9 protein-coding genes are annotated in these 15,014 nt (G+C 30.3%); 2 read left to right on the top strand and 7 right to left on the bottom strand.

The features are described 5' to 3' along the window. Positions 1 to 49: 49 nt before the first annotated feature. The 7 genes from Q4Q47_RS18725 to Q4Q47_RS18695 all read right to left on the bottom strand — a co-directional run bounded on the left by Q4Q47_RS18725 (position 50) and on the right by Q4Q47_RS18695 (position 13,480). The gene (locus tag Q4Q47_RS18725; RefSeq protein ID WP_303308168.1) at positions 50 to 1,531 is read right to left on the bottom strand and encodes a hypothetical protein; all 1,482 of its coding nucleotides are present in this window, start codon (positions 1,529 to 1,531) and stop codon (positions 50 to 52) included. 49 nt (positions 1,532 to 1,580) lie between these two features. Then, entirely contained in the window at positions 1,581 to 2,360 is a 780-nt protein-coding gene (locus tag Q4Q47_RS18720) for a S1 family peptidase (RefSeq protein ID WP_303308167.1), read from the bottom strand. A 10-nt stretch (positions 2,361 to 2,370) separates the two neighbouring features. Beyond that, positions 2,371 to 4,797 (bottom strand): tubulin-like doman-containing protein, encoded by a 2,427-nt coding sequence (locus Q4Q47_RS18715; RefSeq protein WP_303308166.1) that lies wholly within the window; start codon positions 4,795 to 4,797, stop codon positions 2,371 to 2,373. 435 nt (positions 4,798 to 5,232) lie between these two features. After that, complete coding sequence (locus Q4Q47_RS18710; RefSeq protein ID WP_303308165.1) at positions 5,233 to 6,399, bottom strand: vWA domain-containing protein; 1,167 nt, start codon at positions 6,397 to 6,399, stop codon at positions 5,233 to 5,235. After that, a complete protein-coding gene (locus tag Q4Q47_RS18705) occupies positions 6,396 to 7,403 on the bottom strand; it encodes a hypothetical protein (RefSeq protein WP_303308164.1) in 1,008 nt (335 codons plus the stop codon). The genes Q4Q47_RS18710 and Q4Q47_RS18705 overlap by 4 nt, the downstream gene beginning before the upstream one ends. Positions 7,404 to 7,642: 239 nt before the next feature. Beyond that, entirely contained in the window at positions 7,643 to 9,808 is a 2,166-nt protein-coding gene (locus Q4Q47_RS18700) for a coiled-coil domain-containing protein (RefSeq protein ID WP_303308163.1), read from the bottom strand. A gap of 12 nt (positions 9,809 to 9,820) precedes the next feature. Continuing rightward, on the bottom strand, positions 9,821 to 13,480 hold the full coding sequence (locus Q4Q47_RS18695) for an Hsp70 family protein (protein WP_303308162.1): 3,660 nt from the start codon (positions 13,478 to 13,480) through the stop codon (positions 9,821 to 9,823). A 549-nt stretch (positions 13,481 to 14,029) separates the two neighbouring features. Between Q4Q47_RS18695 and Q4Q47_RS18690 the strand changes: the two genes are divergently transcribed. After that, complete coding sequence (locus Q4Q47_RS18690) at positions 14,030 to 14,221, top strand: type I restriction-modification system subunit M N-terminal domain-containing protein (protein ID WP_303308161.1); 192 nt, start codon at positions 14,030 to 14,032, stop codon at positions 14,219 to 14,221. Positions 14,222 to 14,346: 125 nt separating this feature from the next. Further along, a complete protein-coding gene (locus tag Q4Q47_RS18685) occupies positions 14,347 to 14,973 on the top strand; it encodes an RNA polymerase sigma factor (protein WP_303308160.1) in 627 nt (208 codons plus the stop codon). Positions 14,974 to 15,014 lie beyond the last annotated feature (41 nt).

The following is a 15,014-nucleotide window of genomic DNA, read 5'->3' as shown; positions in this document are numbered from 1 at the left end:
TGTTTAGCAATAAAAGTTTAAAATTGAACATATTAAAAACTAATAAGAATTAGGCGACTCGCTTATTTGATAAATCATTAAAAAAACTTATCAAGCTTGTATATTTTATTATGTAAATAATTTCCAAGATAAAAATAACACCTAAGATTATTAGAACAAACCAGGCAAACCAATTTGGTGCTTTCTTGGTAAAAATAAAACCAATTATAACCTCTTTTTTTAGACTCGGCAGTAATATTCTTAAGTTAGTATTAGGAAACCGGTTAGGGATGGGCCCTTCATATTTTATCGTAAAACAATCTATGTCTTTTCTAATACCATTCAATAAATTTTTCTCACCATCTATAAAAGGTGTCCAATTATTATTAGAGTTACTAGTATGTTTTTTCAATAATTTCCAAGAATAATTACTTCCTATTTGATTTTCTAGAGATACCCATACAAAATCTTTTTCTTTTACTGGAAATTTTGTAACATGAGCAATAGACTTATCAAAAGAATTTTTAAAATAGGGCATATTAATTTTAATCGGTAAAATATAGCTACTGAATAAGAATTGATTTTTGTCATGATATCCGTAGTGTTTATATATTATCCTATGCTTTTTTAGGGTACTATCTATTTTATTAATAATGGGTAACTGCTTATTAACGTAATTATAATTAAATAATACGAGATTAAAATCAGACTTAACAATGGTTTCCAATTTTTTTCCAACATTATCAAAAGCAGCTTTTTGTTGTTTTTTATTTTGACCTTTTACATCATGTTCGAAATCACTGAGGATAACTATGTGTTTACTAGAAGGAATGTAATTACTTCTAGAGTTTAGAGGACCATATTGATGAGAATTTAAAAGGCTGGTAAAGAGGTTTTCAAAATCAGTATCTTTATTTTTGAATTTTAAGTCTAGAATATTGTTGCCAGCATTACGTTTGTTGTCATAAGTTGCTTTTGTGAAATAATTGTTTTTATCGGGAGGATATATTACCTTATATGATTTCCCAAAGGTGATTATTTGGAATCTATTGTTTATAGTGTCATTTAGTGTACTTAGTAATTCAAGAGTTTTAAACTGAATTAAATGAGAACGTTTAATAGTATCTTTAAAGACAGGAATAAATTGATCTCTCTTTTCTTGGTCTACTCCTAATTTTTTACATATTTCATAAAAACTATTCTTGTTGAACCAATCCGGTGTACTTGCTATTTTTTTATCACTGGTAGCACTAATATCCAAACAAATAAAATATTTATCTGGTATCTTTGGGTTTATTAAATTTTTAGTTAGGTCAAGACTATCGCTTGGCTTTATTCGGCTTGAAATTGTATCAACCAGATTATTATCATTTTCATGGATAATATTTGCGTATAAACTAAAAACAAAAACAAAAATGGGAACGATAAGTACTAATATTAGTGCATATAAGCGAGCTCCTTTTTTCCATTTAATACGAACAACGCTAATAACTATTAAAAGAAATCCGCAACTTATAATTAAAGCAAGCAAAGAATTATCTATCCAATCCATATATTATTTAAATATGTGGGAGTTAAAACTAATTAAAAATAGAATTTGCTTATAAATCAAGATTGACTGTAGAGCCCAAACGCTCCAATTCTCCTCTTACTTTATCTATTTTTAAAGCTAGGTTAGCTTTAGTATGATTACCTTCATTTACCAGTATCATGATACCGATAGCTTCTTGCGTGGCTTCTAATACTAGTGGCCCTCCACTATTACCATTATCTACATCAACATTAACGTCCAATAAAAAATCGTATTCATTAGATTTAGAACTAAAACTAGTGGCGGAGATAATACCATCGGTAACTTTGTTTTCTGGATTGTTTACCGGATATCCGATAGCATACACCTTTTCTCTGGTTTCTAGACCTTCTGAGATGCCTAGAGGTAGCTCAGGAATGTTTTGGAGGTTCTCGTACTCTAAAAGCTCCAACACAGCATAATCATTAAAAGACGATGCATAATTAGAAATACCGTCAGTAGGCATAAAGAGAATTTTTGCCTGGGTTTCAATAGGAGGGGAAAACTTTTTAAAAATCAATGTCACTTCATCATTAACGGTTAGGTGATCAACAACATGTTTCGCTGTTAATACCTTAGTTTCACTTATTCTAAAGGCAGAACCAAATGAACCATTGGCGTCCAAAAGAGCAACAGCATATTCAGGACCAATGGTCTTGTGTCCCTTTATGAATCCAAAGGTGAATAATAGGCAAATAATAAATGGTAATAATAGAATAACTAAAAAAGCTCGTGTATTTGTTTTTAAATGCTTTTTAAATTGTAGCGCTTTTTGCTTTTTGCTTGTATTGGTTAAACCGTAGTTGTTCATAATCTTAACTTTATTGCTGGTTATCTTCTTTTTTGTCTTGTTTTTTTACTGGTACATAGGCATTTCTGTAATTATTCCATGTTTTATCGGTAAACCCTTGGTCTTTTTGTAATGTAGGCGTCTTTTCATAAACTTCCTTCATTTGATCAATATAGCTAAGGTGTTTTAATGGAATAAAGGGAATGGCTTTTTCTTGATAGAAAACCAAAATATTTTTAAGGTTGTTTAGCTCTAATTTGTTGTCCCCTTTGTTTTCAAATTCTGAAAAAGAACTACTCTTAAATTTTTCTAGAATTTCAGTAAGAGAAGCATTGTCTGATGCTATTGACAATTTTGGTAAATAATGACTTTCTTGAAAAACCAAGTCTTGTGTAGAAACAAATGCATTAGATGATATGCGTGCCATATCAATACCTTTATTAATGTTTTGTCTTACATATTCGGCAACTTCATAGTCGCCAACGACTCCAGAAACATTTACCTTTTCCTTGTACTTGTAAAGAAGTAAATTAAATAAGCTAATGTTGAAGTTGTCTTTCGTATTAAGAATATCCCATAAATCTTCATTACTAATGTCTTTTTTACTGTAAGTATAAACATTCTTATTTCGTACAAATAGGGTTTTTGCATTTTCAGTATCTTTCTCAAAAGATCCTGTAGAGAAAACCCGAAGAATAGGGATGGTTGTATCTTCTATTTCCTCTTTTATTTCACCCATCCTTTTTTCAATGGAATAATATTCACTATCTGATTTTCCGTGAACTTGTGATACGAGGTTATATATCCTTACATAATCATTTATTTTTGGAAGTGTCTTACCAGATTTGTTAGAAGCAAAAGGGGTGTCCTTCTTTTCAATAAAAGTAGTAAGTTCAAAAATTGTTTTACCAAGTAAGTGCATTTTCATGAAATTGAAAGTAGAAAGCATTCTATCTTTAAGCGTGTCATTTTGCTCAAAAACAGCTTTATTTCTATTATTTAGCATCCAAGAACATTGATTGCGCAAAAACTTTTCCCAAGATTGTGTATCAGAAGACATATTAAATTTTTTCCAGTAAACAATATTTCCCTTCATGGCTTTAACCAATGATTCTAAAGTTTTTCTGGTGTATATAATGTTTTCTGACTTGTTAAGCATATTAACATTCAAATCGTAAATAGAATCTACAATAGTATTTACGGCTTCATTTAAGTTTCCTTTTACTTTAGCGTATAGTTTATCCGATTGATTACTGGAAAACAGGGATTTTAAATAATCATAGGGGTCTTCTTGAATATCATTTCTATTGATTTTTATGCTTTCAATTTCTATTGATTTTATGAGGTCTTCTCCTCCTACATGATCCAATTTTTCAAAAGCATTGTGTATAATGCTGTCCCATTCGTTCTCAATCATTGGATCGATAACACCACTATTTATAGGTTTGCCCATGGCATTTTCAGTGTCTAGCCATTTCTCCAAAAGTTTTTTTGACATTTCGCATGAAACGTATTCTTCAATATGGTCTTTTGGGTACTGAATAGCAGATAGGCCAAACGTTCCATAATTTTTTATAATACCGTTGCCTTTGGCATCTACCCAACGTGCACTACGTTTTTCGTACATTCCGGCTATATTCAGAAATATATATAAACCGGCCATTTTCACAAGACCGCTAAGATTTTGTAATGCAGGAGACCCGTCTTGGTAATCTTGTGATATGAATTGCGAGTAATCAAAAGGAGGCTTACTTGTTTCTATTTCCGCACCATCAGGCAGTTTTTCTTCATACTTGAAATTGATATCATTATAGATGTCGAGTTCTTTTAACGCTCCATAGGCATTGGCGTACATAGATTCATTGCCTCGCATTGAACTGGGGATAGGAGGTAATAAAAACAAACCAAAAACAAAACGAACATTCCTAATAAGGTGGCGTACTAAATAGCCTATATCTATAAACATTCCTGATGCAGTACCTCCTACTAAGGTACCAACAATATGCACTACAGGTTGAGTAGCAACCTCATCTTTTTGCGTAAAACTATTAACTCTTTCATGGGCATACTTTATAGCTTTAGCAATATTTTTAAAGTTATCACCTTCCTTGTTGTGTCCCCATAGAGCCAAACGACCACAAGGGCGAATACCACCTGCTCCAGCTCCTGCATCTACAATTTGTTCTTCAGGAGGTAACCAAGAAAGATTTCCCGAATACTTTTTAAGCTCTTGGACCATTAATTCAATATCTGCCAGGCTACTGAAAACTTTCCTGATATCTTTATCGGAGTCGGGAACAAAACTTTTTTCTCCATCAAAAGTTTCTATATATAGGTATTCCACATGCTCCGGCTTGTTTTTTTTGAAATTTTCAAAATAAAACTTCTGGGTTTCTTGTATAATATGGTAACCACTACTACCTAAACCTATAATTATTGTTGGTGCAACTTTAGCCATTGGTTATTGTTTTTAAATTGTTACTGAATTTTTTGTTTTTTATGTAATAAAATAGCAATACAGCTATAAAGCATATTAAATATGGAAATAGTGTAAGGTTTTGATTTTTGAAAAACGCTAAATATATTTTATAGTCTGACCATGTTATAGCATTGAAATCTATTTGATAGAAGAGTATGACCATTAATACTGAAAACACCAACATAAAAGCTACGATTGACCATAATAGGCATAATGGTAACCGAATATCAGATTTGAGCTGTTTTTCTTTTTTGTTCTTAAACAAAAACTTACTAAACAAGAAGTAAAAAAGATAGATGACTAGTATTGGAATAACCAGCCATATAACCGTTTTAATCAAGGTAAATACTGTATCGTGGTAATTTAAACTTGCAAAAATTTCCTTAAAAGAAAGATGTTCCATTTTGATGTGTTTTAAAAACCTTCAGGTTCGTTATAATTATCTGTGTCGCTATAGTCATTAGTTTGAGAATCGAAATTATTAGAATCCGATGATAAGCGCTGTAACTTTTTTTCCTGTCTTTTTTTATAGAATTGGTATCCACCAAACCCTAGAGCTCCCAGTAATACTATAAATAGGAGAATACCGCCACCACCATTTCCTACATTGATAGATATATAAGTCGTATCAGGTAAACAAATAGGGGAGGAAATAGTTATTTTATAAGTGTCATTAGGAAGTTCAATTTTATAAAAATTTGAAGTCGTAGAAAAAGTCATATTATTTTCTTTGTTCCCACTAGTGCTTCTTATAGACAATGTGAAGTTTGTACCTTTAGGAGCATCATTTACGGCCCATCGTAATGTTATGGGATTGGCTTCTATGTTTTTCGCTTTTTTTCTGCTTCCATTTGCATAACTGGTGAATTTAAGCTTACAAACAGAATCTATGGGAGTGTCCTTAACTACCGAGGCAGGTAGTGTATATGTCCATTTACTCACATCAGCATGATGAATCCGTATTTCAAAGTTGTTATCCAAATTAAAATCTATTTTTCCATGCAATGGTGCCACATACGGATTGGATAGGGTTGCAAAGTTGTTAATTAAATGCCTTTGAGCCGCTGTATAAATTGGTTTAGAGTTTGGACCTCCATAGTCATCGCTAATATTATCTGATACTATTAAAAGAATGTATTTGTCCATTCCCTGCGATTTTGCTGTTTGGGCAGCTTTCGCTTTTGCAAGATTTAAATAAGTGCGCTGATCTGTAACATACTTAGGGTATGAGCTATCAAAATATGCGGTGATATCGTTTTTTGTACGAATTATTTTAGGTGTAAATGACCCATTCATCCATTTAGTCTCACCAAAAGGCATAATTAGTAATTTTTTACCTGAAGAAATCAATGGGATACCACTTTCGGGCTTTATGAACGTTTTTGAATCCATATTCAACATGAAATTTTTGTTTTTAATGGATTCTCCAAGCACAAAGTTTTTCACGACCTCTTTGGCTTGTCTAAAATGATCTTGGTTGATAGATTTTGAGACATCTACCAAAATAATAACATGCTCTTGTGTATAAGTTTTTATACTTACGAACGAAAGAATGAATAATAACAGTATGGATTTTTTCATAAGATGAGTTTTTTAGGACTTAATAGAATAATAATAATGCATCCAATTAGATATATGACTAATACCCAAAAAGGAAAATACCATGTATTTGTTTTTAAATCATGAACAATGTCTTCTATTGCGAATGAATAATTATCGGTATCATAGCCTTCATATGTATTACCAGGATAACAGTTTTCAAATTCATTCACAAAGGGTTCGGCTGATAAATCAGGTGCTTTTAAATTAATAAGAAAAGCATTGCCCTCGTAAAATGCATCATAACCATATGAATCATTACATAATTGCGTGTCAAAAAAGCCTTCGGGGCCATCTCGAAAATCACTTATAATGATAGCTATTTTATTATCATATGTCTTTAGATTATCTGTTTCTAATTGTCTTGATACTAGATAATTATGCCATATTGCATAAAATATGAATTCGTTGCCAGAAGCTTGTAGGTTTTGAATAAGGTTAATAGGTAATTCATTTTGTAAGGGGACTGTGTAACTACAAAGTTGATCAGGATTATTCTTTTTAAGAATATCACTAAAGGTAGTATATTCAATACATTCAGATTCATTTGGATGAGGTGAAACAGAGATGACAAAATCTGTTGTTTTTTGATTCAAGTTGCCTAATGTATTAATAAGGTTACTTTTTCCCGTTTCAAGACCTCCATCAGACATACTTCCTGAGGCATCAATCACTATTGAAACTAAGTTTTGTTCATTTTTTAATAAAAAAAGCAATAAAAAACTTGTTAGAGGAAGCAGTAGCCAAATTTTTAATCGACTAAAATCTTTTTTTAGCTTTAAATAAGTTTGCGATTCTTTTATTCTAGTAATTGGTTGTGTTTCAATTTCTTGTATTTTTTTTCTGGAGAAATATGAAGTTAATCTGAAAAATGTAATTATTAAAACAGTTTGTACAATAATTATCGAGAGTAAAAAGGTAAATCGGTAATCTAAGCTAAAATAACCTTTAAAGTTAATTACCCAGCTATAAAGCGAAAGTCCCATGACTATTGTTAATACTATTGAACAGGAAATTATAAAGCTTTTTATGACTCTAAAATTGGCATTAGATTTTTTAGAAATGAATTTGAGCTTAGATGTAACTATAGCTAAAAAATAAACGGCCAATAGCGCAAGTATTGGTAATAGCCAAAGAGACTTATCGATAAAAAAACTATAGAATTCCTGGAAATATTCCCCGAACTCACGAAAAAATAATTTTAAATGATCTATAAACCTCATAATTAATTTTTTATTATAACCTCAGTTGTTTCGTTTTCAAAACCATTCACCTTTTTAAAACCAAATGAAAGAACCTGAACAATATGCTCAGAATCTACATTTGTATTTTTAAAGATACGATTGGTAGTATTGGAACTTACTTTTGTGAAAGTTTCTGATTCGTAATGACTTAAGATAGGTATATAATTAATTTTTAAATTAGCTAAATCTTGCAAGCTCTTTTTTAAATTGTTAATTATAGTTATTGCTCTTTTTTGTAAATCATCAGAAAATTGATTTGGCTCGGTAATGTTGCTCAATACTCTTAAATGCTCCAACTGGAGAAATATTGCATTAGCATAGGGTTCCCACAAATTTTTATAGGCTCCTATTTTAAGATATCTTACTTTTTCATCGTCATCACTGTGGCCTATAATGGTATCGGATAATGTTGTATCAGTAAAAACTTTACCTTTGGATAATTGATTTAAAAATATAAGCCAGTCATCAAAATTGTTGCTTGGGTAATTCCCCATAATGCTTAAAATCAAGTTACCTTGTTTTTCATTAATGTCGAGGCTTTTATTATTGACGAAATTGATGATTTCTTTTTGAGCACTTTTGAAATGATTGATTAACTCAACATAATTTTTTCCGATTGATTGAAGCTCAGTATTAACAAAAACTAATTGATTCTTATATAAATCTAAGTTTTTTGAACTTTCTATAAGGTTAGATCCTAATTTCTCATTTTGGTTTTTAATGTCTTTAAGTGATTCTTCAAGCCCCTCAATTTTGGTTTCTGCGGATTCTAATTCCTTTTTTTTGTCTCTTAATTCTTCTAGCGTTATGTTTTGTTTTTCATCGTTCTTTTGTCTACGAATTTCCTGAATAATGCTATTCGTATTTTGATGCAGCAGGTTTTCGAGTTTTTCTATTGTCAATTCCGAAGTAATTCTATTATATGACTCACTTTCGCCTATAGGTGTTTCGTTGTTTTCTCTTTTAGGTTTAAAAGCATAGTAATAGTCTATATTTAAATCATTTCCTTCTTTTTCTATTTTTTCTAAAATGTTAGCATTTGAGCTACGATTTTCTGAGGAATCAAAATGATAAGATTTGAAGATAGGATTTAGTTTCTTAAACTTTTTAGTAGACAAATTATGGGTTTCCATAAACTCTTTGATGCCTTCATTGTCGTAATGTTTTTTTATAGGGTGCTTAAAGTATTTATTTAATAAAAACCATATTAAAAGCCCAATAAGGATAATAATAACAAAAATTATTACAGTATTAAGGAGTTTTAGTTCGGTTGTTTTTCCCCATGTCCCATTATTATAACTGTATACATTTTTATTAAGAAATGTTGACTTCGCCAATGTATATTTTTCCGTTTGGGAAAGGTTTCTAAGAGTATTTGGCTCTAAAGAATATGTAGAATCTTTCTTTCTGTTGCTTTGGGTTAGGTAGCTTCTTTTAATTCTATACCATGTATTGCTAGGATGATTAATTCCAATAATATCACCATTGTCCAGCGTATCTTTTACAGAAACTATAATATTTGCTTTATATTTTGTTATATCATTAGCATTGAGAAAAATAGATGGAAAGCCTGGAATGAATAAACGTGTCTCATATCCGATTTTACTAGTGGAAATACAAGCATGTTTTTTATCAAATGTGATTATGTCATCATTATCATCATTATCATCATTATGAAAGATTAAATAGAATTTAGTACTAACGTTATTGTCGCTCAAGAGTTTTTTAACCTTAGAAAGATCAATCTCAAGATTGTTTTTTTCTTCTTCTTCTTGTTTAAAAATAGTATGCTTCTTTGCTAAAAGCTTTTTATATAGATCAATATTAGGTTGTTGTATTAATTTGTATCGATTTTGATCGACCTTAAACCTTAAAAGATCTTCATTGAAAATAATGTAATCTTGGTTGTCTTTATGATTAAGTTTTTTACCTTCAGCTCCCTTTTCCTTATTAATTAATATTTCTCCTTTTTCCAAAAGTATCGGAAAAATTGCAGTATCATTTTTTAACTCATGTGAGTCGTTATTTTCTATTTTAATCCCTTTGTCAAGTGCTATTTCAATCCAATTTTCCCCTTCAATCCAATTTTGAGTAAATGTATTTTGGATGGTGAAAACTGTTAATAATATTAAAACTAATTTTTTCATGTTTTGGTTGTTTTATTCTATATACCAGGTATAATGTTCTTCATTTTCATTAGTAATTTCCATATCTGAAATGATGTTTTTTGCTTTTTTAGGTTTTCCGGTTACTAACTTTATTGCGCAATCAACCATATCGTTTTCATATACTTCCATATACTGTTCAATCACATCCTGATCTGCTCGAATTCTGGCTACTTTATTTTTTTTATGACTCATATCATCTCTACGAACAATTTCTTGGGCATTTTTCCCCATTATTTGATAAAACTCCACATGGTGGTTGTCAAATTTAAAATTGCTTTTCACTGTTTGCTTACCAGTTGCTTTTGGAGTTTTCATACCGTTAAATTTCTTTCCGAAAGGAATCAATTCGACAAATTCTTCTTCGCCTTTTACACCAGTTTTGGTATGTTTAAAACCAAATACGCCATTTGTTTTAATATTGTTTACTGTAATACCAGATTTTGCAACGCCATACCAACATGCTCCCTTAGCAACAGCCGTCTTAGACTCATCGAAAGAAAGTTCTACGGTGTTTTTAACTTTTCCAATCCTTCTGGATACTGTTTGTTTTATTTCGGGGAAAAACACACTTCTGCCAGAAAAGATTATAGTGTCTATTTTCTTATTGGCTAAAGAGACTACATCATCTATGGCGCTTTTAATATTATTTATTATATATTTTATAAACAAAGGGTGATCATAAAGCTTCTTTGGTTTATTTTTTAATTCTTTCATTTTGAGTTCGTATTCTTCTTGAGTAATAAACTTATTAGAAAGATTAAGCTCAATGGCTGCTATTTCTTGTTCTATATGTTCATTATTAAACAGTTTGACCAGAGAATTAGAACTGTCTAATCCTGCAGTTATTGACAGTTCGTTTCTTATTATATTATTTAGTTGGGCAGTCGATAAGATGTAATTTTTTTTCTCTTGATTATTTTTAATAATTTCCATTTTTAAAGATAAAGCAAACTGTTTTAACTTGTTTTTTAGAGATAAATTAGCATTCTTGTTAAAGGCGGGTTTTAGGTAATTATGTAAACTCGTGCTACTACCACTTTCTTCATAGCATATTTTCAACAACACATAATCAATGGTGTCACCTCCAATACTATATCCAAGTTTTCCTTGGATATTAGAGTCATATACCGTTTGCCCTTTTTCATCGGTTAAAGGTTTTAACGTAATTACACTAGTATTTATAGTAGCGCCTCCCATATCAAATATTAAAATATTTTCCTGTTTGAGCTCATCATCTGTGTACTTTTTACGATTGGCCAGATAATAGAACGCAATGGCTTCAGCCTCAAATATATAACGTACTTCTTTAAACCTCTTTTTATTTTCTTGTTCATTGAGTACATAATCAAATGCACCAATCATATCCATTATTTTGGTAATCGTAAAATTATTAGGAACAGCAACCACAGCCCTTTGTGGGTTAAAGTCTTCATTGGTATCAAATGTAATCCCTTGATTTTCGACCGTTTTTCTCATGCCTCTAAAAGCCCCATTAATAAGCAAAGCGGTAAGCTTTCTTCCTGTTAGCGTAACATCTTTATCATTAAATGGGATTTTTTTAGCATCCTTGTAACCAATTAATTTTTTTACAGATTGAAACTTTAGGTCCTTATCAGGCCGTTGTATAGCAGCAGAACCAAACCTGAAAAAAGAATCAATACCTTCTGTTTCAAAATGAGGGAATTTTGCATTTTTGAATTCCCTGTCAGGATTAAATGAGAGTACAGATGGCATTATCTGTTTATTCGTTTTTATCTCTTTTCCAATATGTATAGTCCCTGGAGAGTTGGAAACAGCAATACAGGTACCTGTCGTGCCAGGATCTATTCCAACCCATGTATTACCTAGTTCTGGGCCAATTTGAAAATGAATCTCAAGGTCAGTTTCATTTTTAAATGAAATGAATAGTATCCTTTTGCGAGTTTTTACATGAATATGAACTTTTATTTCTTCGGGACTGTCTAATTTAAAATTAGGGTCATTGGATTCATAACAAGTGTAGAAATTAAAAGCACCATCTTTGGTTGCTACTATTAATGGTTCTTGTGGGTATGCACGCTCAGTGGTATTAAGCCCTCGCTTTAAATAGATATCAATGTTTTCGGGTTTTTTATCAATGAAGAGTTCCGCTCTTATTTTTAAACTTTTCCATTGAAATAAGGCATTTTTTCTGTATTTAAGGTTACCAGTAACTAAATTTTCATTAGTAAAATAACCTCTGCCATTTGTTGAAAACGGAAGATAACCAGTTAAAAGTCTACTTAGTCCATCATCATTTTTTAAAGTTTCCAGACTATCCGAAAATTTGGAGCAATTCAAAGTAAACCCCTTAGGTTTTCCTAACCATATAAAAAATCCTAGAATAATCATCAACGGGAGAATTAATAAAAAAGACATAAGGGTATAATTTTTTTGTTTTGGTTTTGCTATAAATGATTCAGCATTTAGTATTATTGTTCTTTTAGGGGTTTTAAAAACTGTGTTTAAAAACGAACCGGTATAGAGTTGGTATTTTGTATAAAAACTATAATTTATATTGAGTGAATCGGCGCCTTTTTCATTTGCAAGCGCAAACGATTTTGCGGTTTTAAGAGCTATGTTTTTTTTTGAAAATTTATAAATAGGAACCAAATTTTTATCATAAGTAACACTGTAATTAACATCAACATTTTCTAGTATGTTCTCATGTTTATCAGTAATTGTTAATATTACTTTATCTACAGAAAGCAGGGAATTGTGCGAAAATTTTAAAGACTGTGGACTTAATTCAAAGTCTATACTTTCATATGCCTTTTGAGTTATAACTATATCAGAATCATAAGATAACCAAGTATCTTCAGGTTTTATCTTTCCTGAATTTGGAGTTACCTTATAACCCAGAAAGCCTATTGACGTTGTTTCTTTTTTTAATCGGTCATAATAATTAAAATCCTGTTCGAAATAATCTATTTTGTGAAATTTCCTTTTTAATGTCTCATATTTTGATATGATTCTATCATAATAATAAGATTGTTCAAAAACTCGTTTTATGAGTTTAATGTCTTCTTTATTACCAAAATCTGAGCCAGTTAAAAAGTCACTTAAAACTATGATTATAAATTCTTCAGCGTAAGACTCTTTATCAATAGCATCCAAACCCATCGGGTATATTAAATGGGAAAGAGAAATTCCATTACGCCAACCAGGTTTTTCTATTGACCATAACGTTTTTATATATTCTGAAACATTTGTATTGTTATATTTTCTTTTGTAGGAAGACCAATCATACTCTGGATGTGGAAAAATAAATTTTTGTACGAAAGATGAATACAATTTCTCATTTCTGGACAAGTAATCTTTATGTTGTTTTAAATAGTTCGTATTCTTCTTGTTAATTCCAAAATGGTAGTATGAAATTTGATCTTTATTCGGGTCAAAGAATTTTTGAGCGCCTTCTTTTCTTATAACTTTATTTTCAAAAAACTTAATAAAGCTACTTTTTACTGCTAAAATTTTTTCTTCTTTTGAATAATGAGGGTAAGATATGTCATAGAAAATCAAAAAGTGTTTTCTATAACTTTTAGGATTATAATCGGTTTGACTAAATCCATAAATTGAAAATAACAATAAGAAAAGTAATGTTTTGGGAGTTGGTTTGATATTGTATAACAAATCTCTTTTTTTTAATCTTAACTATTTAAAAAAATACTAGAAATACTTAATAAATTTATTCATGATTAATAATCAATACGTTAGATGGATTTTAAAGATACTTTTTTTTTTAAAATGAGTGATAAATAGTATTTTAAAAGTAAGTTTTTTCGATGAAAAACCTTATTAATTGGTTTAAAGGGAATTATAGGCTTTTTGAGCTTTAAAATTTGGTCTTGTAACAAAAATATTTAGTTTAATTCCATATAATATAAATCTTCATAGCTAGCCCAAAACTGCAACCTAAGTATCAACAATATATTATATAATCATCTAGAGAATAGCCATAGAATATATTATTTCATTATAATTCAATTATAATAAAATCAATTATATATAGTACAAGAGCGAAATTTAAAGTATGCAGCACTTACAAGAACCAAGAAAAACTTATATCTTGTCAACGCGATTAAAGAGGAAAATGATACTGAAAGAGAAAGTCTTTTTGATACATAGGAGATGACTTCATTTAACCGAAATAATGCATAAATGAATAAGAATTAAACATAAATGACCCAAGACAATATAAAAAAATTAGAAACAGAATTATGGGATGCAGCAGACGATTTAAGAGCAAATTCTAAACTTACAGCTGCCGAATATAAAGATCCACTTTTAGGGCTAGTACTCCTGCGTTTTGCTCAAAACCGTTTTGAAGATGCTAAAATTGAAGTAGAAAACAAATGTTTCAGTAAATGCTAATCTAAGGCTTGTAAATAAACTTTCTACAAAATATTTGCGTATAGGAGCTTCAGCAACAGGAACAAAAAACGTTTTTGAGTTTTATTCAGGGGAATTTTACCTATATGTAAATTTATTATAACTTTATGCCTATAATATTGGGGGTGAATTTAAAAATTGCACATACTAAAATAAACTCCAAGCGTGAATTAAAATCGAGTCAAAAAGATATTAAATCACTTTCATATAAGGAGGGTCAAAGTTTTGAAACGTTTTATGCAAAGGTGTATGAAACCATGTTTCAAAGTCTTTTTGCTTACGGCATGCAAATATGTGGAAATAAGGATTTGGTTAAAGATAGTATTCAAGAACTCTTTTCAGAGCTGTGGAAAAACAAAAAAACATTTATTAATGTTAAGTCTGTAAAACCATACCTTCTTAAATGTCTAAAAAGAAAAATTAGACGAGAATTAGGTAAAGAAAAAAGAGTGCAAATACAGAGTGGGTTTGAATTCGAAATTTCTCCTGAGCTAAAGTTGATTAATAATGAACAAGAAGTTGACAATCAATATTTATTAAATAAAGCTATAAAATCTTTAACTGCCCGTCAACGGGAAGCCATCTATTTAAGGTTTTATGATAATCTTTCCTATGAGGAAACAGCCGAAGTTTTAAAGATTAATGCTAAAGCCTCCTATAAACTGGTATATAGGGCTTTATCTGCCCTAAAGGGTGCTATGATAATGTCTTTGTTCTTCTCTTTTTTACCTTAGAATAAAAAAAGTTTTCTTTTTATGGGGTAAAAATTAGAAAA

The organism is Flavivirga spongiicola (genome assembly GCF_030540825.1).
Classification (GTDB): Bacteria; Bacteroidota; Bacteroidia; order Flavobacteriales; family Flavobacteriaceae; genus Flavivirga; species Flavivirga spongiicola.
This window is presented reverse-complemented; position numbering and strand designations above follow the sequence as displayed.

What these genes read in the sequence shown, in the direction of transcription:
- Q4Q47_RS18725 (WP_303308168.1), bottom strand. Translation starts at nt 1,531, where the DNA reads ATGGATTGGATAGATAATTCTTTGCTTGCTTTAATTATAAGTTGCGGA.
- Q4Q47_RS18720 (WP_303308167.1), bottom strand. Translation starts at nt 2,360, where the DNA reads ATGAACAACTACGGTTTAACCAATACAAGCAAAAAGCAAAAAGCGCTA.
- Q4Q47_RS18715 (WP_303308166.1), bottom strand. Translation starts at nt 4,797, where the DNA reads ATGGCTAAAGTTGCACCAACAATAATTATAGGTTTAGGTAGTAGTGGT.
- Q4Q47_RS18710 (WP_303308165.1), bottom strand. Translation starts at nt 6,399, where the DNA reads ATGAAAAAATCCATACTGTTATTATTCATTCTTTCGTTCGTAAGTATA.
- Q4Q47_RS18705 (WP_303308164.1), bottom strand. Translation starts at nt 7,403, where the DNA reads ATGGGACTTTCGCTTTATAGCTGGGTAATTAACTTTAAAGGTTATTTT.
- Q4Q47_RS18700 (WP_303308163.1), bottom strand. Translation starts at nt 9,808, where the DNA reads ATGAAAAAATTAGTTTTAATATTATTAACAGTTTTCACCATCCAAAAT.
- Q4Q47_RS18690 (WP_303308161.1), top strand. Translation starts at nt 14,030, where the DNA reads ATGACCCAAGACAATATAAAAAAATTAGAAACAGAATTATGGGATGCA.
- Q4Q47_RS18685 (WP_303308160.1), top strand. Translation starts at nt 14,347, where the DNA reads ATGCCTATAATATTGGGGGTGAATTTAAAAATTGCACATACTAAAATA.